Origin of the sequence: Agrobacterium salinitolerans (genome assembly GCF_027498475.1) — a bacterium.
GTDB classification, from domain to species: domain Bacteria; phylum Pseudomonadota; class Alphaproteobacteria; order Rhizobiales; family Rhizobiaceae; genus Agrobacterium; species Agrobacterium salinitolerans.
The window spans coordinates 23,086-46,671 of sequence record NZ_JAPZLN010000007.1; the positions used below are offsets into that span (position 1 = coordinate 23,086).

Annotated in this window: 23 protein-coding genes; 14 read left to right on the plus strand and 9 right to left on the minus strand. The window is 60.3% G+C overall.

Annotated elements, in window-relative coordinates; all coding sequences use genetic code 11:
• Positions 1–135 precede the first annotated feature (135 nt).
• The 4 genes from O9X91_RS20970 (at position 136) to O9X91_RS20985 (ending at position 5,668) form a co-directional block, all read left to right on the plus strand.
• Positions 136–1,665 (plus strand): MDR family MFS transporter, encoded by a 1,530-nt coding sequence (locus O9X91_RS20970; RefSeq protein WP_269833736.1) that lies wholly within the window; start codon positions 136–138, stop codon positions 1,663–1,665.
• Between the two features lie 227 nt (positions 1,666–1,892).
• Positions 1,893–2,903: a ligase-associated DNA damage response exonuclease gene (locus O9X91_RS20975; RefSeq protein WP_162520441.1), complete on the plus strand. Its 1,011-nt coding sequence runs from the start codon at positions 1,893–1,895 to the stop codon at positions 2,901–2,903.
• A gap of 1 nt (position 2,904) precedes the next feature.
• Positions 2,905–4,530 (plus strand): cisplatin damage response ATP-dependent DNA ligase, encoded by a 1,626-nt coding sequence (locus O9X91_RS20980; RefSeq protein WP_137409922.1) that lies wholly within the window; start codon positions 2,905–2,907, stop codon positions 4,528–4,530.
• A 172-nt stretch (positions 4,531–4,702) separates the two neighbouring features.
• The gene (locus O9X91_RS20985; protein ID WP_269833737.1) at positions 4,703–5,668 is read left to right on the plus strand and encodes an alpha/beta hydrolase family protein; all 966 of its coding nucleotides are present in this window, start codon (positions 4,703–4,705) and stop codon (positions 5,666–5,668) included.
• 34 nt (positions 5,669–5,702) lie between these two features.
• Here O9X91_RS20985 and O9X91_RS20990 read toward each other — a convergent pair whose 3' ends face one another.
• Both O9X91_RS20990 and O9X91_RS20995 read right to left on the minus strand, forming a co-directional pair.
• On the minus strand, positions 5,703–6,485 hold the full coding sequence (locus O9X91_RS20990) for a glycosyltransferase family 32 protein (RefSeq protein WP_162520407.1): 783 nt from the start codon (positions 6,483–6,485) through the stop codon (positions 5,703–5,705).
• Between the two features lie 154 nt (positions 6,486–6,639).
• Positions 6,640–9,357 (minus strand): heavy metal translocating P-type ATPase, encoded by a 2,718-nt coding sequence (locus O9X91_RS20995; RefSeq protein ID WP_142912388.1) that lies wholly within the window; start codon positions 9,355–9,357, stop codon positions 6,640–6,642.
• 166 nt (positions 9,358–9,523) lie between these two features.
• Here O9X91_RS20995 and O9X91_RS21000 point away from each other — a divergent pair, with 166 nt between their 5' ends.
• Positions 9,524–10,432, plus strand: a complete 909-nt coding sequence (locus O9X91_RS21000) for a L,D-transpeptidase (protein ID WP_137409924.1) — start codon at positions 9,524–9,526, stop codon at positions 10,430–10,432.
• Positions 10,433–10,587: 155 nt separating this feature from the next.
• Positions 10,588–11,313 (plus strand): L,D-transpeptidase, encoded by a 726-nt coding sequence (locus tag O9X91_RS21005; RefSeq protein ID WP_142912389.1) that lies wholly within the window; start codon positions 10,588–10,590, stop codon positions 11,311–11,313.
• Positions 11,314–11,356: 43 nt separating this feature from the next.
• On the opposite strand, the gene O9X91_RS21010 is transcribed toward O9X91_RS21005, so the two are convergent.
• Both O9X91_RS21010 and O9X91_RS21015 read right to left on the minus strand, forming a co-directional pair.
• Positions 11,357–12,097, minus strand: coding sequence for a hypothetical protein (locus O9X91_RS21010; protein ID WP_142912390.1), 741 nt, complete (start codon positions 12,095–12,097; stop codon positions 11,357–11,359).
• A 79-nt stretch (positions 12,098–12,176) separates the two neighbouring features.
• Positions 12,177–12,635 carry a MarR family winged helix-turn-helix transcriptional regulator gene (locus O9X91_RS21015; protein WP_142912391.1) on the minus strand — a complete coding sequence of 153 codons (459 nt, stop codon included), beginning with the start codon at positions 12,633–12,635 and terminating at the stop codon, positions 12,177–12,179.
• A 191-nt stretch (positions 12,636–12,826) separates the two neighbouring features.
• Between O9X91_RS21015 and O9X91_RS21020 the strand changes: the two genes are divergently transcribed.
• The 3 genes from O9X91_RS21020 (at position 12,827) to O9X91_RS21030 (ending at position 14,462) form a co-directional block, all read left to right on the plus strand.
• Entirely contained in the window at positions 12,827–13,249 is a 423-nt protein-coding gene (locus O9X91_RS21020; protein ID WP_003509379.1) for an organic hydroperoxide resistance protein, read from the plus strand.
• A 108-nt stretch (positions 13,250–13,357) separates the two neighbouring features.
• Positions 13,358–13,741, plus strand: a complete 384-nt coding sequence (locus O9X91_RS21025) for an MbcA/ParS/Xre antitoxin family protein (protein ID WP_191216964.1) — start codon at positions 13,358–13,360, stop codon at positions 13,739–13,741.
• On the plus strand, positions 13,701–14,462 hold the full coding sequence (locus O9X91_RS21030; RefSeq protein WP_269833738.1) for an RES family NAD+ phosphorylase: 762 nt from the start codon (positions 13,701–13,703) through the stop codon (positions 14,460–14,462). The genes O9X91_RS21025 and O9X91_RS21030 overlap by 41 nt, the downstream gene beginning before the upstream one ends.
• Positions 14,463–14,485: 23 nt before the next feature.
• Here the strand turns inward: O9X91_RS21030 and O9X91_RS21035 are convergent, their stop codons facing one another.
• From O9X91_RS21035 to O9X91_RS21045, 3 genes are all read right to left on the minus strand, one after another.
• Positions 14,486–16,000 carry an ABC-F family ATP-binding cassette domain-containing protein gene (locus tag O9X91_RS21035; protein ID WP_269833739.1) on the minus strand — a complete coding sequence of 505 codons (1,515 nt, stop codon included), beginning with the start codon at positions 15,998–16,000 and terminating at the stop codon, positions 14,486–14,488.
• Positions 16,001–16,411: 411 nt separating this feature from the next.
• A complete protein-coding gene (locus O9X91_RS21040) occupies positions 16,412–16,834 on the minus strand; it encodes a YciI family protein (RefSeq protein WP_077983018.1) in 423 nt (140 codons plus the stop codon).
• A 102-nt stretch (positions 16,835–16,936) separates the two neighbouring features.
• Positions 16,937–17,383, minus strand: coding sequence for a MarR family winged helix-turn-helix transcriptional regulator (locus O9X91_RS21045; protein WP_077982750.1), 447 nt, complete (start codon positions 17,381–17,383; stop codon positions 16,937–16,939).
• Positions 17,384–17,530: 147 nt separating this feature from the next.
• On the opposite strand from O9X91_RS21045, the gene O9X91_RS21050 reads away from it, so the two are divergent.
• The 3 genes from O9X91_RS21050 (at position 17,531) to O9X91_RS21060 (ending at position 19,655) form a co-directional block, all read left to right on the plus strand.
• Positions 17,531–18,259, plus strand: a complete 729-nt coding sequence (locus tag O9X91_RS21050; RefSeq protein WP_269833740.1) for a DUF899 domain-containing protein — start codon at positions 17,531–17,533, stop codon at positions 18,257–18,259.
• A gap of 27 nt (positions 18,260–18,286) precedes the next feature.
• The gene (locus tag O9X91_RS21055) at positions 18,287–18,781 is read left to right on the plus strand and encodes a DUF1579 domain-containing protein (protein ID WP_142912394.1); all 495 of its coding nucleotides are present in this window, start codon (positions 18,287–18,289) and stop codon (positions 18,779–18,781) included.
• A 94-nt stretch (positions 18,782–18,875) separates the two neighbouring features.
• Complete coding sequence (locus O9X91_RS21060; RefSeq protein WP_269833741.1) at positions 18,876–19,655, plus strand: VOC family protein; 780 nt, start codon at positions 18,876–18,878, stop codon at positions 19,653–19,655.
• Positions 19,656–19,696: 41 nt separating this feature from the next.
• Here the strand turns inward: O9X91_RS21060 and O9X91_RS21065 are convergent, their stop codons facing one another.
• Positions 19,697–20,593, minus strand: a complete 897-nt coding sequence (locus tag O9X91_RS21065; RefSeq protein ID WP_137409928.1) for a LysR family transcriptional regulator — start codon at positions 20,591–20,593, stop codon at positions 19,697–19,699.
• 121 nt (positions 20,594–20,714) lie between these two features.
• Between O9X91_RS21065 and O9X91_RS21070 the strand changes: the two genes are divergently transcribed.
• Together O9X91_RS21070 and O9X91_RS21075 are read left to right on the plus strand one after the other, a co-directional pair.
• Positions 20,715–21,437, plus strand: coding sequence for an SDR family oxidoreductase (locus O9X91_RS21070; protein ID WP_142912396.1), 723 nt, complete (start codon positions 20,715–20,717; stop codon positions 21,435–21,437).
• A 13-nt stretch (positions 21,438–21,450) separates the two neighbouring features.
• On the plus strand, positions 21,451–21,801 hold the full coding sequence (locus tag O9X91_RS21075; protein ID WP_142912397.1) for an Atu4866 domain-containing protein: 351 nt from the start codon (positions 21,451–21,453) through the stop codon (positions 21,799–21,801).
• Between the two features lie 54 nt (positions 21,802–21,855).
• Here O9X91_RS21075 and O9X91_RS21080 read toward each other — a convergent pair whose 3' ends face one another.
• Positions 21,856–23,427, minus strand: a complete 1,572-nt coding sequence (locus O9X91_RS21080; protein ID WP_077983016.1) for a helicase HerA-like C-terminal domain-containing protein — start codon at positions 23,425–23,427, stop codon at positions 21,856–21,858.
• Positions 23,428–23,586 lie beyond the last annotated feature (159 nt).

The window sequence follows — 23,586 nt, forward strand, 5'->3', positions numbered from 1 at the left end:
GCCGTTCCTTTCATTGCCAGTTCGCGATCACATTTAGCGCGAATAACATGGATGTCAAAAACTTGCCATTGACATATATGTGCTGATAGCACACAAATTGCCGTAGCAAAACCGCCGTAGCCAACGAGATTTTTCATGGATATGTCCACCGCCCCCGTGGCGCCGCTTGTGTCGGATCATCGGCGCAGGCTCATCGTCTTTCTGTTCCTGATGCTGGCCATGTTCATGGCAACTCTCGATAACCAGATCGTATCGACAGCGCTTCCCACCATTGTCGGTGAATTCGGCGCGCTGGAGCGTTTCGGCTGGATCGGCTCGGCCTATCTGCTGGCGACCAGTGCTGTCATGCCTGTCTATGGCAAGCTCGGCGATCTGTTCGGCCGCAAATATGTGATGATCGCGGCGGTCGTCATCTTCACGCTGGGTTCGCTGGCCTGCGGGCTGGCATGGTCGATGGACAGCCTGATTGCCGCCCGCGTGTTGCAGGGGCTTGGCGGCGGCGGCATCATGGTCTCGATCTTTTCCGTCAATGCAGATCTGTTCGAGCCGCGTGAACGCGCCCGCTACCAGAGCTATTCCAGCCTCACCATCATGGCGTCAGGCAGTGTCGGCCCGATCCTCGGCGGTACGATGAGCGACCTGTTCGGCTGGCGGTCAATCTTCCTCATTAACCTGCCGCTCGGCATCATCGTCATTGCAGGGCTGGCATTGATGCTGCCTTACCGCCGCCCGGCGCGCCAGCCGAAGATCGATTATCTCGGCGCGGTCCTTTTGGCGGCCACCATTGCCAGCGTGGTCTTCTGGGCTGACAGCAGCGAATTGTTCGGCTCGCTCGTCGCAGCCCCCAGTCTCGGCATTATCGCTTTCGCCGTCATCGCCGCTTTTCTCTGGGTGCAGGTGGAACGCCGCGCGCCGGAACCGGTGGTGCCGCTCAGGCTCTTCAAGGACAGCACCTTTCCGCTCTTGATGATCGTCTCGCTGACCAGCGGCGGCATCGGCATCGGCATGGTCAATTATTATGCCCTGTTCCTGCAGACCACCACCGGGCTTTCGCCTTCCCATGCCGGCCTGTTCTTCATCGCCGTCACCGGCGGCATCGTCATGGGCTCGCTTTCGGCCGGACGGCTGATTTCGATCACCGGCGTCTACAAGCCCTTCTCTGTGGCGGGCCTTATCATCAACGTCATCGCCATGCTGCTCTTCACGCAGATGCATGCCGGAACGCCGCTTTGGATGATTGCGGTCCTCATGTTGGCACAAGGCTTTGCTGTCGGGCTCGGCCAGCAGGCGCCGATCATCGGCGTGCAAAATTCCGCGCCCAAGGCGGATATCGGCGCGGCGAGCGGCGCGGTGACGCTGACCCGCATGGGCGGCGCGGCGATTGCCATTTCTGTCTATGGCGCCATCGTGTCCTCGAGCCTGAAAGGCGTCGCGGTCAATATTCCCGGTGTCGGCAAGATCGAGGAACTGACGCCGAAAATCCTCTCCGAACTCCCCGCCGCCTCACAGGCCGCCGTCGCCGCGCTCTACTCGGATGCTTTTACGCCGCTGTTCTTCGCGGCCGCCGCAACCGCCGCCATCGGCCTTGCCGCGGCGCTGATGCTGAAGCCGGTGCGGCTACCGGCGGCGGTTGAGGCGAAGCCGGCCGAAGGGGCGGGGGAGTAAAGGCCGTCACGCAATACGGTTCGATGGGATTGATGCGCCTTGTTCACGTTGCTCACCATACCTTCATCCCTGTGACGAGCGCATAATGAGGGAAAGGACGGGCCGTGCAATGTGTTTCACCATCACGGTCCTACACAACAAAAACACCGCCGCTGGAAATTTAATGCACGTTCCGCGTTATGCTCGCAGCACTTTAGATTCGCGCGGGCGGCCCTATCTCAATGAATATGAAGCCGGAACAGCTGTTGAATTCCACGCCCAAGGGCCTTTATTGCCCGGCGGGTGATTTTTATATCGATCCCGTCCGCCCGGTGGCGCGGGCGCTCATCACCCACGGTCATTCCGACCACGCCCGCGCCGGCCATGGCGCGGTGCTGGCCACGCGCCAGACGCTGGATATAATGCGCATCCGTTATGGCGAGGATTTTTGCGGCAGCGAGCAGGCGGTCGCATTCGGCGAAAGGGTGGAGGTAAACGGCGTTACCGTCGGTTTCCATCCAGCAGGCCATGTGCTGGGTTCGGCGCAAATCTCCGTGGAAATGAACGGGATGCGCATCGTCGCCTCGGGAGACTACAAGCGCGGCGTGGACCCCACCTGCGCGCCCTTCGAGACGGTGCCCTGCGATGTATTCATCACAGAGGCCACCTTCGGCCTGCCGGTGTTTCATCATCCGCTGCCGCGCGTGGAAACGGCCAAGCTGCTCACCTCCATCAAACAGTTTCCCGACCGCACCCACCTCGTCGGCGCCTATTCGCTGGGCAAGGCGCAGCGCGTCATCCGGCTTTTGCGGGACAACGGTTATTCCGATCCCATTTATATTCACGGCGCGCTGGCACGGCTGTGTGATTATTACGTCTCGCAGGGCATCGATCTCGGCGATCTGCGCCCCGCGACGCTCGAAAAAAGCGATCCCTCCGCCTTCAAGGGCGCGATCGTCGTCGGCCCGCCCTCCGCCTTTCAGGAACGCTGGGCACGGCGCTTCAACGAACCGCTGATCGCCTTCGCGTCCGGCTGGATGATGGTGCGGCAGAGGGCGAAGCAGGGCGGAGTAGAGCTGCCACTGGTGATCTCCGACCATTGCGACTGGCCGGAACTGCTGGAGACGATCAAGGAAATTTCCCCGCAGGCCGTCTGGGTCACCCATGGCCGTGAGGAGGCGCTGGTGCGCTGGTGTCAATTGCAGGGTATTGCCGCCAAGCCGCTGCATCTTGTCGGTTACGAGGATGAGGGGGACTGAGATGAAAGCCTTCGCCACGCTGCTCGACCGTCTCGTTCTCACCCCGTCGCGCAACGGGAAACTGAAGCTGCTCACCGATTATTTCCGCGATACGCCCGATCCCGACCGGGGTTACGGTCTGGCGGCGATTGCCGGCACGCTGGACCTCAAGAGCGTCAAGCCGGCCATGCTGCGCGAATTGGTCATGGAGCGGATGGACGAGGTGCTGTTTCGTTATTCCTATGATTATGTCGGCGATCTTGCCGAGACCATCTCGCTGGTCTGGGGCAATATCGGTGGCGCGGATGACGCCGAGGCGCAGGATCCGCGCCTCGGAGAGGTCGTAACGTTGATGAATTCGCTGGGGCGTACCGAGGTGCGCGGCGCGGTGCGCGACCTCTTGGATAGGCTCGATACGTCCTCGCGTTTCGCTTTCCTCAAACTCGCAACCGGCAGCCTGCGCATCGGCGTTTCGGCGCGGCTGGCACGGCAGGCGCTGGCGGATTTTGCCGGCAAAGACATCACCGAGATCGAAACCCTCTGGCACGGGCTGACGCCGCCCTATACGCCGCTTTTCGCGTGGCTTGAGGGGAAGTCCGGGCGGCCGGTTCTGGCCACGCCCGCCATTTTCCATTCGGTCATGCTGGCGACGCCGGTTTCCGATGGCGATCTCGATGCGCTGGACCCGGCCGACTATGCCGCCGAATGGAAATGGGACGGTATTCGCGTGCAATTGTCCCGCGCCGGCGCCACGCGAAAACTCTATTCCCGCTCCGGCGACGATATCTCCGCCGCCTTTCCCGATGTTCTGGAGGCAATCGATTTCGAAGGCGTGATGGATGGCGAATTGCTGATTGGAGGCACGTCGCGCTCCAACAATCTCACCCGCACCTTTTCCGACTTGCAGCAGCGGCTGAACCGCAAGACGGTGACTGCGAAGATGCTGGATGATTATCCCGCCTTCATTCGCGCCTATGACCTGCTGTTCGAGGGCGAGAACGATATTCGCGCCGAAAGCTACATGGAGCGCCGCGGCCGCCTCTCGGATATTATCGAGCACGCGCCGCATGATCGCTTCGACCTCTCGCCGCTGATTGGCTTTTCCAGCTGGCAGGAACTCGATACGCTTCGTGCCGCACCGCCCGATCCTGTGATCGAGGGCGTCATGATCAAGCGCCGTGACAGCACCTACCAGGCCGGGCGCGCCAAGGGCCCCTGGTTCAAGTGGAAACGCGATCCTTATAATATCGACGCCGTCATGATGTATGCTCAGCGCGGCCACGGCAAAAGATCGAGCTATTATTCCGATTTCACCTTTGGCGTCTGGGCGGAAGGCGAGGATGGCGAACAGCTGGTGCCGGTCGGAAAGGCCTATTTCGGCTTCACCGATGCGGAGCTGGAGGTGCTGGACAAATTCGTGCGCGACAACACCGTCGAGCGTTTCGGCCCGGTGCGGGCGGTGCGCGCGACGCCGGATTTCGGTTTCGTGCTGGAGGTGGCCTTCGAAGGCATCAACCGCTCCACCCGCCACAAATCCGGCGTGGCCATGCGCTTCCCGCGCATTTCGCGGCTTCGCGCCGACAAGGTGCCGGCGGAGGCGGACAGGCTCTCGACTCTGGTGGCGATGATCGACGGCGTGGAAGGGTAAAGGCGCCTTGACCGTCCCTCATCCCCCGCGGCAGGCGCAGGAACGGAGAGACGCTGTCCCGAAATTGCCATGATGGCTGCGAATACATTGTTGTCATTCGCGAATCCGTGATTGGACAGCCTCCAGCCGCAGTGTTGAACTGCTCTAGTAACCATCCCCCGCAGGTGACCATATGGCAGACAAACGCTTTCTTTCCCAAGCCTTCGGACAGGAAAAGAGCGGCGCCATCTCGCCAGGCCTGACGCGGCGAAGCTTTGTGGCCGGCGCCATGGGGCTGTCAGCGTCCGCATTTTTACCACCCCGTGCGAAAGCGGGCATTGCTGCGCCAGAGGTGCTGCCGCTGGAGCGGCAGGATTATGCGGTGGCGCGTCGGCATTTCCACACCCATCTCCTGCGAAAAATGCCGGCACCGGAAAAATCTTCCGCGCTCGGCACGCCGCCCGGGGCGACACGGATCACCTATCCGGGCGGGCCGGACGGTTCCATTGCGCTTGTCGCGTGGCTCTCCCGCTACCAGCCCTCAAAAACGCTAAAGCCCGCCGTTCTTTTCCTCCACGGCGGCAACGCCACCGGGGACGGCCATTGGGCGCTGATGAAGCCCTATTGGGAAGCGGGCTATGTCGTGCTTCTGCCATCCTTCCGTGGTGAAAACGGCCAGAGCGGCAATTATTCCGGTTTTTACGACGAAACGACGGATGCGCTGGCCGCCGCCGCCTATCTGGAAAATCTTCCCGGCATCGACAGAAACCGCTTCTTCATCGCCGGCCATTCCAATGGCGGCACGCTGACGCTTCTGGCCGCGATGAGCCGGACGTTTCGCGCCGCAGCACCCATCTCCGCCGGCGTCAGTTCCTGGCGTTATTTCAACCGCTATAGCGACGAGATCTGTTTCGACGAGACCGACGAGCGCGAATTCATCATGCGCTCCTCCGTCTGTTTCGGCCCCAGCCTCAAATGTCCGGCGCTGCTTTTGCGGGGCACGGAGGAACGGCCTTTCGATGCCGATCACCAGCTTTTCGTGGATCGCGCCCTGACATCGGGTTTCAAGGTCGACAAAAAGCTCTTGCCCGGCACCCATAATGGTGTTGTGCCGCATGCGGTCGAGGAAAGCATCCGCTTTTTCAACAGTTTCGCCTGAGGCGCCAGTTTCGCCTCCAGCAGAAAGGCCGCCGCTAGTTTTTGACGATTGCGGTTTTGGCCTGCTCCGCCCACCATGCGCCGTCCTTCTTGTCGGCATATTGGGCGCGCTTGTTGGTGAACTGCCCCTGGGTACACATTTCGCGGTAATTGCGGACAGGCAGGCCCAGTTCCTTGACGACGGCATGCACCACCGTCGGGCCGGTCATGTCATAGACGCTGACGAGCGTCCCGTCTTCGATATTCTGGGCAATACGATCGGCTATCAGCCTGAGCGCCGGGTGGCCGGGTTTTGATGCCATGAAGTAATTTGTGATTTCGCCGTCTTTCATGGCAATGAAAACGGCTTCTTCATCCGTGCCGATCACATCTTCCGGGCGAGCCGCAAAATTGGAATCGATATCGAGATAGATGCCGCCTTCCTGCAGAAGCACCAGAATACGCCAGAAATCGGCCTTGGCGGCGCCCACCTGCAGGCGGCGGAAGGCATCGGCGTAACGTCCGGGAAAATGCCGGTCGATATAGGCCTGGCATGCCTCGTCATCATGATAGCGATATTCGAATTCCGGCGTCAGCCAACGGTTGAACAGGAAATTCGCATAGATCGGCGTCGTTACCCGGTTGGAGTAATTGGTCTGCCAGATGATGCGGGGAATGGCTTTTTCCGATTTCGGGCTGCGCCTGGCGGGCCGATACTGCGGAAGCGTTTTTCTTCTGCCGGGCCGCAAAAACAGATCGATGGAGAAAATAACCTTCACGATATTGCCGCCGATTTTGATCGCGCGATACGCAATGCGGTTATAGCCAGTCTTTGCCAATGTCAGCGCTCCTGCGCGTGGAATCGTTTGTCACGCGCGTGGAAAACGGCGGTACGCGGTATGTATTGGACGCAATTAGTTTGTCAATATGCCGTAAATAAGACGGCCGGGCCTCGATGGACGAGGCCCGGCCGTCGTGCACGCAAATGGAATTTCAGCCCTTGCGGTTGAAATAGCCGAGCAGCCGCATAGCGTTGGCGGTGACCAGAACCGTCGCGCCGGTGTCGGCGAAAACGGCGAGCCACAGGCCTGAAACGCCGGTTACGGTGGTCACCAGGAAGACCGCTTTCAGACCTAGCGCGATGGTTACGTTCTGGCGGATATTGCTCATGGTGGCGCGTGACAGGCCGATGAGGCGCGCGGCGTCGCCGACATTGTTGCGCATCAGCGCCGCATCCGCCGCCTCCATCGCCACATCCGTACCGGAACCGATGGCGACACCGACGCTGGCGGCAGCAAGGGCAGGGGCATCGTTGATGCCGTCGCCCACCATGACAACGGTTTTCTTTTCGGCCAGCTTGCGGATTTCCTCGACCTTGTTTTGCGGCAGCAGTTCGCCGCGCGCCTCAAGGCCCAGCTTGTTGCCGATGGCGCGTGCGGTGCGGGCATTGTCGCCCGACAGCATCAGCGAGGAAATGCCCATATCCTTCAGCGCTTTCACACCTTCGGCCGCATCCTTGCGCGGCTCGTCGCGCATGGCGAAGAGGCCGCTTGCCGCGCCGCCGGTCATCACGACAGCCACCGTCTTGCCTTCGCTTTCCAGCGCGGAAATGCGATCGGAAAGGTCCTTCGAGAGCGTTCCGACCTCAGTCGCAAAGCGCGGTGCGCCGATGAACAGCTCCTTGCCGCCGACAGTGCCCTGCATGCCGCGACCGGAAATCGCCTTGATGTTGGAGCCGGGCAGGGGCTTCACGCCGGCCTTTTCGGCATGATTGACGATGGCGCGGGCGAGCGGGTGGCTCGACTCGTTTTCGATGGTCGCGGCCTGCGCAATCAGTTCGGCCTCGTTGCCGTCAAGCGCGATCACATCCGTCACGACGGGCTCACCGAGCGTCAGCGTGCCGGTCTTGTCGAAGGCGACGGTTTCGGTGCGCGCCAGCATCTCGATGACAGCGCCGCCTTTCACCAGCATGCCGTGGCGCGCCGCAGCCGAAAGGCTGGAGGCAATCGCCGCGGGAACGGAGATGACCAGCGCGCAGGGGCAACCGATCAGGAGCAGCGCGAGACCGCGATAAATCCAGGTATCCCAGTCACCAAGACCGACAAGCGGCGGCACGATGATGGTCAGCACCGAGATCGCGACGATCAGCGGCATGTAATAACGCGAGAAGCTCTGGATGAAGCGCTCGGTCGGGGCGCGGGCATCCTGCGCTTCCTCGACCAGCGTGATGATCCGGGCAATGGTGTTGTCTTCCGGCGCGCGGTCGACACGGATGCGCAGCGAACCGTCATGGTTGATCGAGCCGGCGAAGACTCGGTCGCCCTTTTCTTTCGCGACCGGAATGCTCTCGCCGGTCATCGGCGATTCGTCGACGCTGGACTGGCCTTCCATGACTACGCCGTCGGCGGCGATACGGTCGCCGGGGCGCGCCACGACCACTTGGCCGATGCGCACCTGATCGGCGGAGATCTGCCGAAGCGATCCGTTTTCCTCCACCATCGCGGTTTTTGGCAAGAGCGAACCGAGCGCCTTGATGCCGGAGCGAGCGCGGGCGGCCGCAAAACCTTCCAGCAATTCGCCGACGGAGAAGAGCAGCACGACGATGGCCGCCTCTTCCGCCTCGCCGATGATGATCGCGCCGATGGCGGCAATCGTCATCAGCATCTCAATGGTGAAGACCGCGCCGAAACGGGCGGCGTTGACGGCGTTCTTCGCGATGGGGAAAAGCGTGGCGAGCGTCGCGACGACGAAGGCGTAACTTCCCCAGGCCGGGAAGGTCAGTTCCGCCGCATAGGCAATCGCGACCAGAATGGTGCCGGTGAAGGTGTTGCGCGCCTTGGCGGTGCGCCACCATGCACCTTTTTCGTCCGCGCCATGGGCGTGCCCTATCTCGGCGCTCTGGCTTGCGGCGGCAGGCGCGGCAGCGTGGGAGTGGCCCGCATGGTCGTGTCCGTGATCGTGACCTGAATGATCATGGCCGGAGTGATCGTGGTCATGCCCGTTGCAGGAATGGTGCTCGTGTCCCGAATGGTCGTGTGCTGCGTGATCATGCCCGGAATGGTCGTGATCGTGATGGCCACCGCATGTCGCGTGATCATGGTCATGTTCGTGCTTATGATCCGGCGTCTTTTCGCGTGCGGTCTTTTCCTGCGGCAGCAGAGCGGGTTTGAAGCCGAGCTTGCGCAGCGTATCCTCGATTTTGTCGACCGGGGTCTTGTTCTCGGCAAGCGAGAGGTTCAGCCTTTCGCGGGCCACCGAAACCTTGACGTCGCCGACGCCGGGCAAACGGGAAAGCGCGGTTTCGATCTTGGCCGCGCAGCTGCCGCAATCCATCCCGCCGACTGAAAAGATCAGCGCGTTGCTCTTGTCCGCGCCCGTTTCGGCCTCGTCATGGTGGTGGCCGCCGCAGGAGGAATGATCATGATGATCGGCTTCGACCTTTGCAGCAGGCGCTTTGTCGCGCGGCAGCAGAGCGGGCTTGAAGCCGAGCTTGCGCAACGTATCCTCGATCTTTTCGACCGGAGTCTTGTTCTCCGCCAACGAAAGGTTCAGCCTTTCGCGAGCGACGGAAACCTTGACGTCGCCGACGCCGGGCAGGCGGGAGAGCGCGGTTTCGATCTTCGCCGCGCAGCTGCCGCAATCCATGCCGCCGACCGAAAAGGTCAGGTCCTCCGATGCTCCGTTCAAACTGCCGCGTGTCGAAATATTCATGGTTTCGCTCCTGAATTCCACTCGACAGCCAATCTGGCACCTCTAGCAACTAGAGCTTCAAGAGGAAAAATGCGGTTTTTCGATTTTTTTTGAAAAAACGACGCCAGCTTCGCGCCAGCCGCGGGGTCCATCATGCCGGCAGATTGGATTCCATGAAGCGGTTCAGATGATAGCACTCCTTTTGAAAAATGGTCGCCGGGCGGCCTCTCTGATGGCTCTTGCGGTTCTGCCGCTGCTGGGCGGTTGCCTTTTCGTGACGGATACGACCCGGATGGACCCGGATGTTTTCGTCAGGGAAACGGCGCCGGTGTTCAATTTCAACTCCGTCAGCTCCAATCGCCAGCCGGAACTGCCGCCGCAGCCGGGCCAGCTTTCGACGCGCCCGCCGGATCTGTTCAGAACCCGCTTCCATCAGGAATACGGTCCGCCAGTGCGCGGGCAGGGGCTGCAAGCCCCACAGGTGCAAGGTTATAACGCCCCTCAGGGACGTGGTCAGGCCATGGCTTATGGCCTGCCGGTTTCCAATCCGCTGCACCGGGTCATATATGGCCCGATCCGCGACGATGATCGCTCGTTGCCGGCCATTCCCTATGGCCGCATCGATCCGCGTTATCTCAGGCAGGAAGTGAGCTACCAGACGGCGGAAGCGCCGGGCACCATCGTGGTCGATACGAAACAGCATTTTCTTTATCTCGTGCAGTCCGGCGGCAAGGCGATCCGTTACGGCGTTGGGCTGGGGCGCGACGGTTATGCCTGGTCGGGTCGCGGCAAGATCCAGTGGAAGGCAAAATGGCCGCGCTGGACGCCGCCGGATGAAATGGTCAAGCGTCAGCCGGAACTCGCCTCCATCTCCGCTGCCAATGGCGGCATGACGCCAGGCCTCAACAACCCCCTCGGCGCGCGCGCGCTTTATATTTTCAAGGACGGCAAGGACACACTGTACCGCGTGCACGGCACGCCGGACTGGCAATCCGTGGGCAAGGCGACGTCCTCCGGCTGCGTGCGCATGCTCAATCAGGATGTGATCGATCTCTATGAGCGTGTGCCGCAAGGGGCGCAGATTGTGGTTATCTGAACACGTTCTAAAAGAAAGAGTTGCCAGACCCATTCCGCCGGCGCCTTGTGACTGGCTTTTAGCGGTCGGTTAACTATTTTCGCAATACGCATGAAACGGAACAAATGACGTACAACGGCGGTATAGCCGTTCGAAATGTGGGACAACCCGGCCTTATGACAAGTACCGACACAGATTTTTCCAGACGCACCTTCCTTTCCCTTCTCGGCATCTCCTCCGCTTCGCTTCTCGCAGGCTGTGCCTCATCCGGTCCGGGAGGCGCCATCCGCCAGCAGGCAGGCACCATCGGCAGCGATTTCCGGCAGATGTTCTCGCCGGGCGTCAGCGATGCGGAACTGGCCGTCATGTACGGCTCTGTTGAGGATGGCGGTTACGTCATTCCCGCCGTGCCCTATCAGAAGATCGACCGCCGTTATTATCGCCAGCGGGTTGTCGATCCGACCGGCGAACGCCCCGGCACCGTCGTCGTCGATACACGTTCGCGCTTCCTTTACGTGGTGGAGCCGGGCGGCAGCGCCATGCGTTACGGCGTCGGCATCGGCCGCGAAGGTTTCGCCTGGTCGGGCGAGGGCGTCATCCAGTGGCGTCAGAAATGGCCGAAATGGACCCCGCCGGACGAAATGGTCGCCCGCCAGCCGGAACTCACCAAATATTCTTCCAAGAACGGTGGCATGCCGCCCGGCCTGAAGAACCCGCTCGGCGCGCGCGCCCTTTATATCTTCCAGAACGGCAAGGACACGCTCTACCGCCTGCACGGCTCGCCGGAATGGAACTCCATCGGCAAGGCCGTCTCCTCCGGCTGCGTGCGCCTGATGAACCAGGACGTCATCGATCTTTACGACCGCGTGCCGCAGAAGGCGCGTGTGGTGGTGTGGCAGTAAAAATAAAGAGGCCCATCCGGCCTCTTTTTACCAAGCTTCTCGATCACCCACCAAAAGTGGGTGATCTTTTCGATAGCTTCGCAGCTTCCGAGTATCTGGCCAGGTGCTTCGCTATCCGGTTCCGGTCACACACCGGGCAACATGGCTTCAGACCTTTGCCTGTCAACATCGCCAGATTTGTTTGACAGGTCGAGCATCGCAGGACTGAAGGATTTGCATCGTAGACGATGCCACCTTTCCATGGAAAATTTATGTTTGGCTGGTTCGCCTCAAGACGTGCGAATTCCTCCCAGTTAAAACTATTTGAAAGAAAAGCTCTTTCCAATTTTTCGAGCTTAAAAAATGGCTCTAGTCCTCCATCGCGGGATTTTCCTGAAAAAATAAAAGCTTTAAGCGATGTTGATCCAGACACCGGTTCGATCGTATCGAGGGTGATCGTTGATGAAAATGACGGCCATATTGTCAACGTCTCGAGAAAATCTAATTCCTGTATACCATCGATAGTCTTTAAGGCGTCGCAACCATAGAGCCAAAGCGATCTAAGTTCTCCAAATCTCTCTATTCCTTTCAAGTCTTGCAATTTATTTAGCTCGAGAAGGTATAGATGTGTGACGTGATCCGATACTGGAATTTCCGTAAATGTCGCTGATTTGATATTTTGAAGGCACCAACGCAATTGGTGCCCTGCCGGAGTTTTATCAATTTTGCCGCGCGAATGGAAAACCGTTTCGTTTTCTTTTCGCAGCTCGTCAAGTTCATGGAGTATATTCTCGAAATAGACCAAATTATTATACCATAATTTGCACACTCTTATTGAGCGAGATGGGGGGGCGAACGGATTGTGAATCGATGCCGGGTATGAATCAAGTCTTGGCAAGACCTTCCTTCAACGCATTCACCCGGTCCCGCAGCTGGGCCAGTTCCTCCAGCCCGCAGCCGGTGGCGCCGCCGATTGCCGCCATGATCTTCACGCCCTCTTTCTTGAGGTCGGCGCCTTTAGGCGTCAGCGCCACCAGCACCTGCCGCTCGTCCACCGTGCCGCGTTTGCGGGTGATCAGCCCCGCATGTTCGAGCCGTTTCAGCAGCGGCGACAACGTGCCCGAATCGAGGCCCAGCATTTCGCCGAGCGCCTTGACGGTGGATGTCTCCTTTTCCCATAGCGCCATCATGACAAGATATTGCGGATAGGTCAGCCCGATCGGGTCGAGCAACGGCTTATAGGCGCGCGTGAAGGCGTGCGCCGCGCCATAAAGGGCAAAACATATCTGCTGGTCCAGCCTCAACAGGCTTTCCATTGTCTTCTCGTCGCCCGCTGCGTCCATTTTCCTGCTCCAAAATCAACCGGGAGGGGAACAATCAGCCCCCGCTTTCGGTTCCTGCCGCATGGATGCGCGGCGAAATTTCTTGAAAATTATCGCAAAAAACAAAATCGCATTCAATGTGCAAAATTATATTGCGCACAATTTAATTGTGGTCTACAAGATATTCACACCAACCCGAAGGAGTAAATGCCATGCCCATTCTCTACACGACCAAAGCATCCGCCACCGGTGGCCGCGCCGGCAACGCCAAGTCGGAAGACGGCGTTCTCGACGTCACCCTCACCGTTCCGAAGGAACTGGGCGGCGATGGCGCCCGTGGCACCAATCCGGAGCAGCTTTTTGCGGCCGGTTATTCCGCCTGCTTCCTGGGCGCGCTGAAATTTGTCGCCGGCAAGGAAAAAGTAAAAATTCCTGAAGACACGACTGTGACGGCGACCGTCGGCATCGGCCCGCGCGAAGACGGCGGCGGTTTCGGCATCGAAGTGTCGCTGAAGGCCAATATTCCGGGCGTCGAGCGCGAAGTTGCCGAAAAGCTGGTTGCCGCCGCTCACATCGTCTGCCCCTACAGCCACGCCATGCGCACCTCCACGGAAGTGCCGGTCTCGGTGGCCTGATCCAATTCGCGGGAGCAATCCATGTGAACAATGAGGCCGGGTTTATCCCGGCCTTCTTGTTTTCAGAAAGAAAAATGCTATATTCTTTCCAAGGAAAGGATATGCGCCATGAATATTCACGCCAAGAGCGCCATGGATCCCGCCTCACAGGGCAGGGTCGTTACCAAGGCCGTTATCGCCGCCGCCGAGCGGCTGGGCCTCAATGCCGCTCGCACGGCCGATATTCTCGGCGTTTCCGCCCCCACCGTGTCGCGCATGAAGCGGCTCGATTTCCTGCTGGAACCGGGCGCCAAATCCTTCGAGCTTGCGGTGCTGCTGATCCGGGTTTTCCGCTCGCTGGATGCGATTACCGGTGGAGATGAGGCAACGGCCAAAAACTGGCTGCGCAATCACAATACGGCGCTTGATGCCGTGCCTGCCGAAAGGCTCACCACCATTACCGGATTGATCGATGTCCTCTCCTATCTGGACGCCCGACGCGCTCCTGTCTGAAAAACGCACCGTATCGGGAAAATACTGGCGGCTGGTGGAAGCGCAGCATCAGGTTTCCACCATGAAACTGGTGGATACGGTGGAGGAGCAATCGCTGCTGGAAGATATTCTGGAGACCAGCAAGCGGCCGTTTCCGCCTGATTGCGCCGGTTTCGATTATCTTCTCGCCACGCCCTTCCGGTATGGAGCCGCCTATCCGCATGGTTCGCGCTTCCGTCGCGCGGGCTATACCGAAGGCGTTTATTACGCCGCCCAGAAGGTGGAGACGGCGCTCGCCGAAATGGCCTTTTACCGGCTGCTGTTTTATGCCGAATCGCCCGGAACGCCGCTGCCCGCCAATCCCGCCGACTATTCCGCCTTCGCCGCCCGTATCGCCACCGATGCGGCGCTCAACCTGACGAAACCGGAACTGAGCCGGGATACTCGCCTGTGGACCGATCTGCAGAATTACGAGCCATGCCAGGCGCTGGCCGATCAGGCACGTCTGGCGAAGATCAAGGCGATCCTCTACCGTTCGGTGCGCGATCCCGCCGGCGGCCTCAACATCGCAGTTCTGTCGCCGACGGCTTTTGCCGCGAAGACGCCGGTCGAACGGATGAGCTGGCGCATCCACCTGTCGAAAACGGGAGTTCAGGCGCTCTGCGAATTTCCGATGCGCAGAACGGGTTTTGCGGTTTTGGATTTCGCCGGCGATCCACGCCTCGCCAGCCTTTTGGGCTGACGGGCGTTTGCTTTTCAAAACCATCAGGCCGAGGCGAAAAATCCTTCGGGATCGTCGACTTCCACCAGCCTGCGCTTGTCGATCAGCCAGAAGCGGGTTCCGACCGTCCGCACGAAACTCCTGTCGTGCGAGACAAGCACGCAGCTCGCCTCACGGCTGACGATTTCCACCTCCAGCGCTTCCTGCCCCTCAATATCCAGATGGTTGGTCGGCTCGTCCAGCAGGTAGAAATTCGGCTCCGCCAGCCTGAGCGCCAGCATGGCAAGCCGCGCCTTCTGCCCGCCGGAAAGGGCGGCGATGCGGCGTTTCTGCATTTCCATGTCGATGCCGGCGCTGGCAAGCAGGCCATGGATGCGCTGGTCGCCAATGTCGAAGCGGCGGGACAGCAGTGAAACGGGCGTGCTGTCGTCATCGATCTCGGCGAGCGACTGGTCGACATATCCGGCCACCAGCGAGGGCGTCGCCTTGATGCCGTCCTGTATCTGGCCTGCGCCCGATACAGCCGCCTGCAGAAGCGACATCAGTCTTGTCTTGCCGACGCCGTTGCGGCCGAGAATGACGATTCGGTCGCCCTGGCGGATAAATTGCCGGCCGGTGCGAAACAGCACTGTTCCGTCCGGCGTCGAGACCGGCACGTCCTCCAGAGTGACCAGAACCCTGGCATGGGTGCCGCGATTGGCGAGCTGGATCTTGCCGGCGGATCGCTCGATATGGGCGGGCCGCGCCTTTTCCTCGATCTTTTCCGCCCGCTCGCGCAATTGCCTGGTCTTGACGGTCAGCAGGTCGCTGCCGGAATTGATGCCGATATTGTTGAGCTTGGCGGCCTGCCGGCGCAATTGCTGCGCGGTTTTCATGTCGCGCTGGAAACGCCGCTCATCGGCGGCATCCTCCTCCTCCAGCGCCGCGCGCGCATGGCCATAGGGCAGGCGGAACAGCGCCGAGTTTTCCGGTCGCAGAAAGAGGGTGGTCCGGGTGACATTGTCGAGAAACGCCCGGTCGTGGCTGACGATGATGACGGCCGTATCGCGCGGCAATTCCCCAAGCCAGCTTTCCAGCACGTTGATTTTTTCGAGGTCGAGATGGTTGGTCGGCTCGTCGAGCAGCAGCACGTCAGGTTCGGTGATCCAGGCTTTGGCCAGCATGGCAAGCCTTTGCCAGCCGCCGCTCAGTTCTTTCAGCCGCCGCTCGCGGAACGGTTCGGGCACCAACATGGCATCGAAGATGATGTCGGCGCGCCAGCTGTCGCTGTCGATCGTGTCCGCCGGCAGGGCGGAAAGCACGGCGTCGCGCATCGTCCGTTCCATTAGCGGCGAGGGTAGGTGCTGGTGGACGATCGACTGCGTCAGCCCGCGCAGCCGGGTGATGTCGCCGCTGGTGGGTTCCATGTCACCCGCGAGGCAGTTAAGCAGGGTGGATTTGCCACAGCCATTGGCGGCGACGATACCGATGCGGTCTCCCGCATTGATGGTGAGGTTGAGATTGAAAAAAAGCGGCTTGCCCAGAATGATTCCGAGGTTGCGCAGCGTGATGATGGTCATGATGTCGTCTCTGGCAAAGACGGACCCGTACCGTTGCCTGCGCGTGCAGGACGGGTTTCGGTTCTCGGTGATCCGTCGTGAAACTATGCGCAATGGCAGACAAACTGCGTCCTGCGCGGCCTTTTAGGCAAACCAGAGGGTGGTTGTTCCGGTCAGCCCTGCAAACGTGTCCGCAGGGCAAAAAGGTGGCAGAGCTGACGATTGCGCCAGAAGCAGGAAATATCCATGCGAAGCCTCCTTTCTTGAAACGTGTTGAACCACCTGACCATTACCAGCGGTGGTGATCCATGGCAACCCGATTAGAGAAGGGTGAAGATTTGGGAAGGGCGGTGCGGCCGGATCAATCCCTGACGGGAGGGTGACAGGTGCCGCACCGGATCATTTTACGCGGATTTGTTCAGCGCGCTGGCATCATTGTTTGCCGACACGCGCGCGCAGTTCTTCCACATGGGCGGCGATCTCGGGCGTCACGGCATCGCCGAAGTCTTCCATCTCGAACATCGGGCGGATTTCGATTTCGCTCTTCTCCAGCATCGGGTTCGGGCAGCGCTTCACCCATTCCACGGCCTCATCCATGTCCTTCACGTGCCATATCCAGAAACCGGCGACCAACTCATTGGTGTGCGGGAAGGGGCCATCGACTACGGTGCGGCTGTCGCCGTCGAAAATCACGCGTTTGCCTTTGGAGGAGGGGTGCAGGCCATCGCCGGATTGCATGATGCCGGCATTGACCAGTTCCTCGTTGAATTTCCCCATCGCCTCAATTAGCTCCGTCGTTGGCATCACGCCGTCTTCGCTGCTTTTGGTGGCTTTCACAAAAACGATTGCACGCATGATCATTCCTCCTTGATTGCGCTTTCTTCGTAGTGTCGCTCCCCGGCACGACGGCCGGATGACATTTTCGCCGACAAAAGTGGCGCCATGCCGTCAATCCTGTCAGCCGAGGTCGACAAGATCGCGGCGCAACCTTTCAGGGTCGCCGCTGCCGATCTTGGCTTCTATTTCCGCATGGGTCTGCTGCCAGATGGGGAAGGCGGCGGCGAGCACGGCCATCCCGTCAGCCGTCAGCCGCAACCGTTTGCCGCGCTTGTCCTTCGGGTCCTGCTCAATGCTGACCAGCCCGCGCCGTTCCAGCGGCTTCAGCGCCGCCGTCAGCGTCGTGCGGTCCATCGCCAGAAGATTGGCGACCGGCCCCATTGGCGGCGGCTCCGGCCTGTTCAGCGACATCAGCAGCGAAAACTGGCCATTATTGATGCCCACCGGCTTCAGCGCATTATCAAACAGCCGTGCCAGCGCCCGCGCCGCGCGCTGCGCATGCAGGCACAGGCAGGAATCGCGCACAAGAAGAGTTGTCGAAAAAGGAATCGCGTTGGCGTTTGACATGCGCTAAATATGTTGATATCAACCTAAATAGTCAAGCGGAACTTGATGCTCTGTGGCTCCATTTCTCGGATTTCAACACAGAGATGCGCGGCGCCCGCCACGGAGAGGCCAAGCCGCAGTGAAAGACGGATCCAAGGAGGAAAGATCATGTCTCATCCCGTCGTTTCGAAAGAGGAGTGGCTTGCGGCCCGCCGCGATCTGCTGGTGAAGGAAAAGGAACTGACCCGCGCCCGCGACAGGCTGAACGAGGCCCGGCGTGCGCTGCCTTGGGAAGAGGTGACGAAGGATTATATCTTCGATGCCCCTTCCGGCCCCAAGTCGCTCACGGAACTGTTCGGCGGCTGCAGTCAGCTCATCGTCTATCACTTTATGCTGACACCGGACTGGGAGGAGGGCTGCGTCGGTTGCTCCTTTTTTGCCGATCACGTCGATGGTGCGCTGATCCACCTCAAGCATGGCGATGCGGGTTTCGTCGCCGTGTCGCGTGCGCCGCTTGAGAAGATCGAAAGCTACAAAAACCGCATGGGCTGGAAATTCCCCTGGGTTTCGGCCGAGGGCGGCGATTTCAACTATGATTATCAGGCCTCGTTCCGCGACGAGGACATGGCCAAAGGCGAAATCACCTATAATTACCGTAACATGGCGCCCTATGGCGACCTGAAGGACCTGCACGGCATCAGCGTTTTCGCCAAGGGCGATGACGGCAAGATCTACCATACCTATTCCACATACGCCCGCGGTGCGGAACAGACGCTCGGCACGCTGATGCTGCTCGACCTGGTGCCAAAGGGCCGTAATGAAGATGAGGTAATGGATTGGGTGCGTCGCCACGACCAGTACGAGGACGCGCCGAAGGCGGCGGCCTGCTGCCACTGAAAATGGACGGATGAGGAGGAGAAGACAATGGAAATGGAAATTGCCAAGCCGCAGAAGGAACATGAATTCCTCAAGAGAATCGTCGGGGACTGGGTCATGACCTCCAGTTCCGGCCATGAGAACTATGACGCCAGCGACCCGTCGCAGCAATTCACCGAAACCGTCCGCTCCGTCGGCGGTCTGTGGATCATCGGCAACGGCACCGGCAAGATGCCTGATGGTACGGATATGACGGCGGTGATCACGGTCGGCTTCGACCCGGCCAAGGGCGATTTCGTCGGCACCTGGGTAGGATCGATGATGACCAATCTCTGGGTCTATAAGGGCTGGCTGGAAGATGACGGCAAGACCCTGACGCTGGAAGCGGAAGGCCCGGCCTTCGACGGTTCCGGCGGAACCGCTACCTATCACGACGTGCTGGTGCTGCATGACGACAATCACCGCAGCTTTTCCGGCAGCGTCAGGCAGCCGGACGGCACATTCAAGACCTTCATGACATCGGAATTCCGCCGTAAGGCCTGATGCCCGGCCGGTATTGCCCGTCGACAACAGCGCCGCCGCGTCCTGCGGCGGGTGCGCGCCGAACACCTCGCCAAACCGTCCACAGGAGACGACAATGTCCGATACGCATGGAAAATTCATCTGGGTTGAATTGATGACGCCCGACATGGAAGCGGCCGCCCGCTTTTACGGTCATGTCGTCGGCTGGCAGACCAAGGATTTCGGCTCGCCGGAAATGCCCTATCTCGTGCTGGAGGCCGACGGCTGCGGCATGGGCGGGGTCATGGAACTGACCGACGAACACAAGGGTCAGGGCATTCCGCCCAACTGGACCGCTTATGTCGATGTCGACGATGTGGACGCCACGGCGAGGCTTTTCGCCGAGAAGGGCGGCGCGGTCAGGCGTCCGCCGCAGGATATTCCCGAAATCGGCCGCTTCGCCGTTGTTGCCGATCCCTTCGGCGCGGTGCTCTGCATCATGACGCCGCAGCCGATGGAAACCGGCGGCTTCCCTGAAGACAAGCAGGCAAAGCAGGGCCATGTCGGCTGGTATGAACTCTTCACCGACAATGTCGACGAGGCCATGGCCTTTTATGGTGAAGTCTTCGGCTGGACCAAGGACCACGATTTCGACATGGGCGAAATGGGCCCCTACCGCATCTTCGCCCATAACGGGAAGGCCGTCGGCGGCGTCATGAAACGCATGCCGGAGGTTCCCGTCTGCCATTGGGGTTATTACTTCAACGTGGACGGTATCGATGATGCCGTCACCCGCGTCAGCGCCGGCGGCGGACAGGTCGTCAACGGCCCGATGGAAGTGCCCGGCGATAGCTGGATCGTCAATTGCGTCGATCCCCAGGGTGCCTATTTCTCGCTGGTTTCCCAGAAGAGGTAATCATGTTTTTCCGACGATCTGCCGGGGTAATATCCGGCAGATCAGCGCTCCCTCGACAAGCGGACATGATCGATGAAGGCGCGCAGCTTCGGCGCGAGGTTTCGACGGCTGGGGTAATAGAGATAGAACCCTGCGAAGCTGGGTGAATAGTCTTCCAGCATGGGAACAAGCTCTCCGCGCTCCAGATAGGGCCGGAACGTCTCTTCCATGCCGAAGGTGATGCCCGCACCGGCACAGGCGAGCTTTATCATCAGTTGCATGTCGTTGGTGGTGAAATCAGGCTCCACCGCCACGGCAAATTCCCGGCCGTTTTCCGCAAATTCCCACCTGTATGGCGCCACGCCCGGGCGGGGTCGCCAGCCGATACACCTGTGCTCTATCAATTCGCGGGGCTGCGTCGGCAGGCCGAAGCGGTTCCGATAGTGCGGTGAGCACACGGCCAGCTGCCGTTGTGGAACCGAGACGGGAACGGCGATCATATCCTGTTCGATAAGCTCTCCCAGTCGCACGCCCGCGTCGTAATGCTCCGCAACGATATCGAATTCCTCATCCGTCACGACGATGTCGAGCTGCACCTGTGGATGCGACTCGGCAAAACTCGCGAGCAGGGGGCCGGATAAGAAGCGCTCGGCAATGGAGGAAACGGCGAGCCGAAGTTGACCGCGCACCGTGCCGCCGAGCGATGAGGCCGCCTGCGCTGCAAGCGAGATCGCGCCTATGGACGGCGAGGCATCGGCGTAAAGCTGCTGTCCCGCTTCCGTCAGGCTGACGCTGCGGGTGGTCCGTTGCACCAGTGCAATTCCCATTGTTTCTTCGAGCTTGCGAATGGTCTGGCTGACAGCGGAACGGGTCACGCCCAGCCTGTCGGCAACGGCGCGAAAATTCCGTTCCTCGGCAACAAGGCAGAATGTCGAGACAGCGTTGAGATCAATATTCATTGGTTAGAAATTCTATCCATTGAGTTAATTATTGACGAGGTTATCACGACAATGCCTGAGCGTTATCTTCCCTGCAACGGTCGGTTTCGAAAAAAACGGCCGTAACAGCAAGGAGATAGCCATGACACTGAACAAAGTTGTTCTCATCACCGGTGCATCGAGCGGGATCGGTGAGGGGATTGCCAGGGAACTGGCCGCCGCCGGCGCGAAGCTGGTGCTCGGCGCGCGCCGGATGGATCGCCTCGAGACACTGGCCGAAGAGCTGCGGCGGACGGGGGCTGACGTCGTCGTCCACCCGCTTGACGTGACCGACAGGCACAGCGTTGAGGCCTTTGCGGAAGCGGGGCGCAAGGCTTTCGGGCAGATCGACGTTATCGTCAACAATGCCGGCATCATGCCGCTGTCGCTGATGTCGTCGCTCAAGGTCGATGAATGGGACCGGATGATCGACGTCAACGTCAAGGGCGTGCTTTATGGCGTTGCCGCCGTGCTGCCGGAAATGACGGCGCGTGCCTCCGGCCATATCATCAACATCGCCTCCATCGGTGCGCTCGCCGTTTCGCCCACGGCAGCGGTCTATTGCGCGACGAAATTTGCGGTTCGCGCCATTTCGGACGGGCTGCGTCAGGAAAACCGCGACCTGCGGGTCACCTGCATTCACCCCGGCGTGGTGGAAAGCGAACTTGCCCACACCATCACCGATCCGGAGGCTGCGGAATTGATGCAGACCTATCGGGCCATCGCCCTGAAGCCCGACGCCATCGGCCGCGCGGTGCGTTACGCCATCGAGCAGCCCGACGATGTGGACGTCAACGAAATCGTCGTGCGACCCACCGCCGCCTGAGGAGGATGTGGCAATGAATATTGTTTCAACGTCAGTTGCGGTTCTGCTCGCAGCGGCTTCCGCCGAGGCCGAGACCCGCAAAGCAGATAACGCCATGGAGCTGACAATGACCGAAACCGCTGAAACCAAGAACCACCCTTATGTCGGCATGTGGGTCACCGGCGATGGGCATGTCCGTCAGGAGCTTTTGCCCAATGGTCGTTATGACGAGGCGCGGGGCAGCCGCAAGAGCGCCTATCGGGGACGATATGAGGTGAAGGGAAACCATATCGATTATTGGGACGATACCGGTTTTACGGCGGACGGTGAATTCGTCGACGATGTGCTCCATCACGGCGGCATGATCTTCTATCGCCAGAAGTGACCGCGACGCCAATAAAGCGCCGCCCGTCTCATCGAGAACGGGCGGCGTCTCCATTTATCGCTTCAGACTTCCCAGAATCCCGCGCACGATGGCGCGGCCGACGGAGGTGGCGACCGAACGGGCAGCACTTTTCATCGCCGCCTCGATCACCGTTTCGCGCTGGTAGCCGGACCGGCGGGCGCCGCCGCTGCGTGAGCCGCTGGAATTTTGCGCGGGTTCGTCATCGCCAAAACCAGGCAGGCGCCAGCGGCCGGAGGCGTTGTCGGACTGGTTTTTGGCGTTTTCCTCTTCCGCGCGCCTGGCGGCCTCGGCCTCTGCCGCCTTCTGGGCGCGGGCAGCGAGGATTTCGAAGGCCGATTCCCGGTCGATATCCTTGTCATATTGCCCGGCCACGGGGCTCACATCGATCAGGGACTTGCGCTCCGCATCCGTCAGCGGCCCGACACGGCCGGATGGCGGACGGACCAGCGTGCGCTCGACAATGGAGGGGGCGCCCTTGTCGTGCAGGGTGGAAATCAGCGCCTCACCGGTGCCGAGTGTGGTGATGGTGTCGGCGGTGTTGAAGGCCGGGTTCTGGCGGAAGGTGTCAGCCGCGGTGCGCACCGCTTTCTGCTCGCGCGGGGTGTAAGCGCGAAGCGCGTGCTGCACGCGGTTGCCAAGCTGGGCGAGAACGGTTTCCGGCACGTCGAGCGGGTTCTGCGTCACGAAATAGACGCCCACGCCCTTGGAGCGGATGAGCCGCACGACCTGTTCCACGCGCTCGACCAGCACCTTCGGCGCGTCGTTGAACAGCAGATGCGCCTCGTCGAAGAAGAACACCAGTCGCGGCTTTTCCGGGTCGCCCACTTCCGGCAGCTCCTCGAACAGTTCCGAAAGCATCCAGAGCAGGAAGGTGGCGTAAAGGCGCGGGTTCATCATCAGCCGGTCGGCGGCGAGAACCGAAATCGTGCCGCGCCCATCCGTACCCACACGCATGATGTCGGCGATTTTCAGCGCCGGTTCGCCGAAGAAATTCGCCGCACCCTGCTGTTCCAGAACCAGCAGCCCACGCTGCAGCGAACCGACCGAGGCCTTGGAAATCAGGCCGAACTGGTTGGAAAGCTCGGTTGCGTTTTCGCCCATATAGTTCAGGAGCGATTGCAGGTCCTTGAGATCGAGCAGCGGCAGCCCGCCCTGATCGGCGATCTTGAAGGCAATGTTGAGCACGCCTTCCTGCGCTTCGGAAGCGTCCATCAGCCGGGCGAGCAGCAGCGGTCCCATCTCGGCGATGGTGGCACGCACGCGATGGCCTTTTTCACCGTAGAGATCCCAGAAGATCACCGGCGATTTGCCATAGGCAAAATCGGTGAAGCCGATCTGTTCAGCGCGTTTCTGCACCCAGTCCTTGGCTTCGCCCTCAGCGGCGATACCGGAAAGGTCGCCCTTGATATCGGCACAGAAAACCGGCACGCCGGCCTTTGAAAAACCTTCGGCCAGCACCTGCAAGGTCACGGTCTTGCCCGTTCCCGTCGCGCCGGTGATGAGGCCGTGGCGGTTGCCGAATTTCAGTTCGAGATATTCGCCCTTGTTCAGGCTGTCGTCCGGATTGCGGCTGGTCCCGATATAGAGCTGTCCGTCCTGCAACATCGACCATTTCTCCTGCGGCTGGTGCCTGACCCTTAAAATCGCGGTGGATTTTGTAAAAGTCATGTCCGAATTTAAAGCGTCACCACCATGTTGTGGCCACTTCTGACGATAGCGGCCTTTTCATAGTTTGGTTGTGATGATCTTATAAGGACAGTTTCA

Coding starts and splice junctions, on each gene's coding strand:
- O9X91_RS21080 (WP_077983016.1), bottom strand. CDS start 23,427: ATGTTGCAGGACGGACAGCTCTATATCGGGACCAGCCGCAATCCGGAC.
- O9X91_RS21050 (WP_269833740.1), top strand. CDS start 17,531: ATGTCTCATCCCGTCGTTTCGAAAGAGGAGTGGCTTGCGGCCCGCCGC.
- O9X91_RS20985 (WP_269833737.1), top strand. CDS start 4,703: ATGGCAGACAAACGCTTTCTTTCCCAAGCCTTCGGACAGGAAAAGAGC.
- O9X91_RS21025 (WP_191216964.1), top strand. CDS start 13,358: ATGAATATTCACGCCAAGAGCGCCATGGATCCCGCCTCACAGGGCAGG.
- O9X91_RS21070 (WP_142912396.1), top strand. CDS start 20,715: ATGACACTGAACAAAGTTGTTCTCATCACCGGTGCATCGAGCGGGATC.
- O9X91_RS21065 (WP_137409928.1), bottom strand. CDS start 20,593: ATGAATATTGATCTCAACGCTGTCTCGACATTCTGCCTTGTTGCCGAG.
- O9X91_RS21000 (WP_137409924.1), top strand. CDS start 9,524: ATGATAGCACTCCTTTTGAAAAATGGTCGCCGGGCGGCCTCTCTGATG.
- O9X91_RS21015 (WP_142912391.1), bottom strand. CDS start 12,635: ATGGACGCAGCGGGCGACGAGAAGACAATGGAAAGCCTGTTGAGGCTG.
- O9X91_RS20995 (WP_142912388.1), bottom strand. CDS start 9,357: ATGAATATTTCGACACGCGGCAGTTTGAACGGAGCATCGGAGGACCTG.
- O9X91_RS21005 (WP_142912389.1), top strand. CDS start 10,588: ATGACAAGTACCGACACAGATTTTTCCAGACGCACCTTCCTTTCCCTT.
- O9X91_RS21030 (WP_269833738.1), top strand. CDS start 13,701: ATGTCCTCTCCTATCTGGACGCCCGACGCGCTCCTGTCTGAAAAACGC.
- O9X91_RS20975 (WP_162520441.1), top strand. CDS start 1,893: ATGAAGCCGGAACAGCTGTTGAATTCCACGCCCAAGGGCCTTTATTGC.
- O9X91_RS21055 (WP_142912394.1), top strand. CDS start 18,287: ATGGAAATGGAAATTGCCAAGCCGCAGAAGGAACATGAATTCCTCAAG.
- O9X91_RS21060 (WP_269833741.1), top strand. CDS start 18,876: ATGTCCGATACGCATGGAAAATTCATCTGGGTTGAATTGATGACGCCC.
- O9X91_RS20980 (WP_137409922.1), top strand. CDS start 2,905: ATGAAAGCCTTCGCCACGCTGCTCGACCGTCTCGTTCTCACCCCGTCG.
- O9X91_RS21035 (WP_269833739.1), bottom strand. CDS start 16,000: ATGACCATCATCACGCTGCGCAACCTCGGAATCATTCTGGGCAAGCCG.
- O9X91_RS21040 (WP_077983018.1), bottom strand. CDS start 16,834: ATGCGTGCAATCGTTTTTGTGAAAGCCACCAAAAGCAGCGAAGACGGC.
- O9X91_RS20970 (WP_269833736.1), top strand. CDS start 136: ATGGATATGTCCACCGCCCCCGTGGCGCCGCTTGTGTCGGATCATCGG.
- O9X91_RS21020 (WP_003509379.1), top strand. CDS start 12,827: ATGCCCATTCTCTACACGACCAAAGCATCCGCCACCGGTGGCCGCGCC.
- O9X91_RS21075 (WP_142912397.1), top strand. CDS start 21,451: ATGAATATTGTTTCAACGTCAGTTGCGGTTCTGCTCGCAGCGGCTTCC.
- O9X91_RS21045 (WP_077982750.1), bottom strand. CDS start 17,383: ATGTCAAACGCCAACGCGATTCCTTTTTCGACAACTCTTCTTGTGCGC.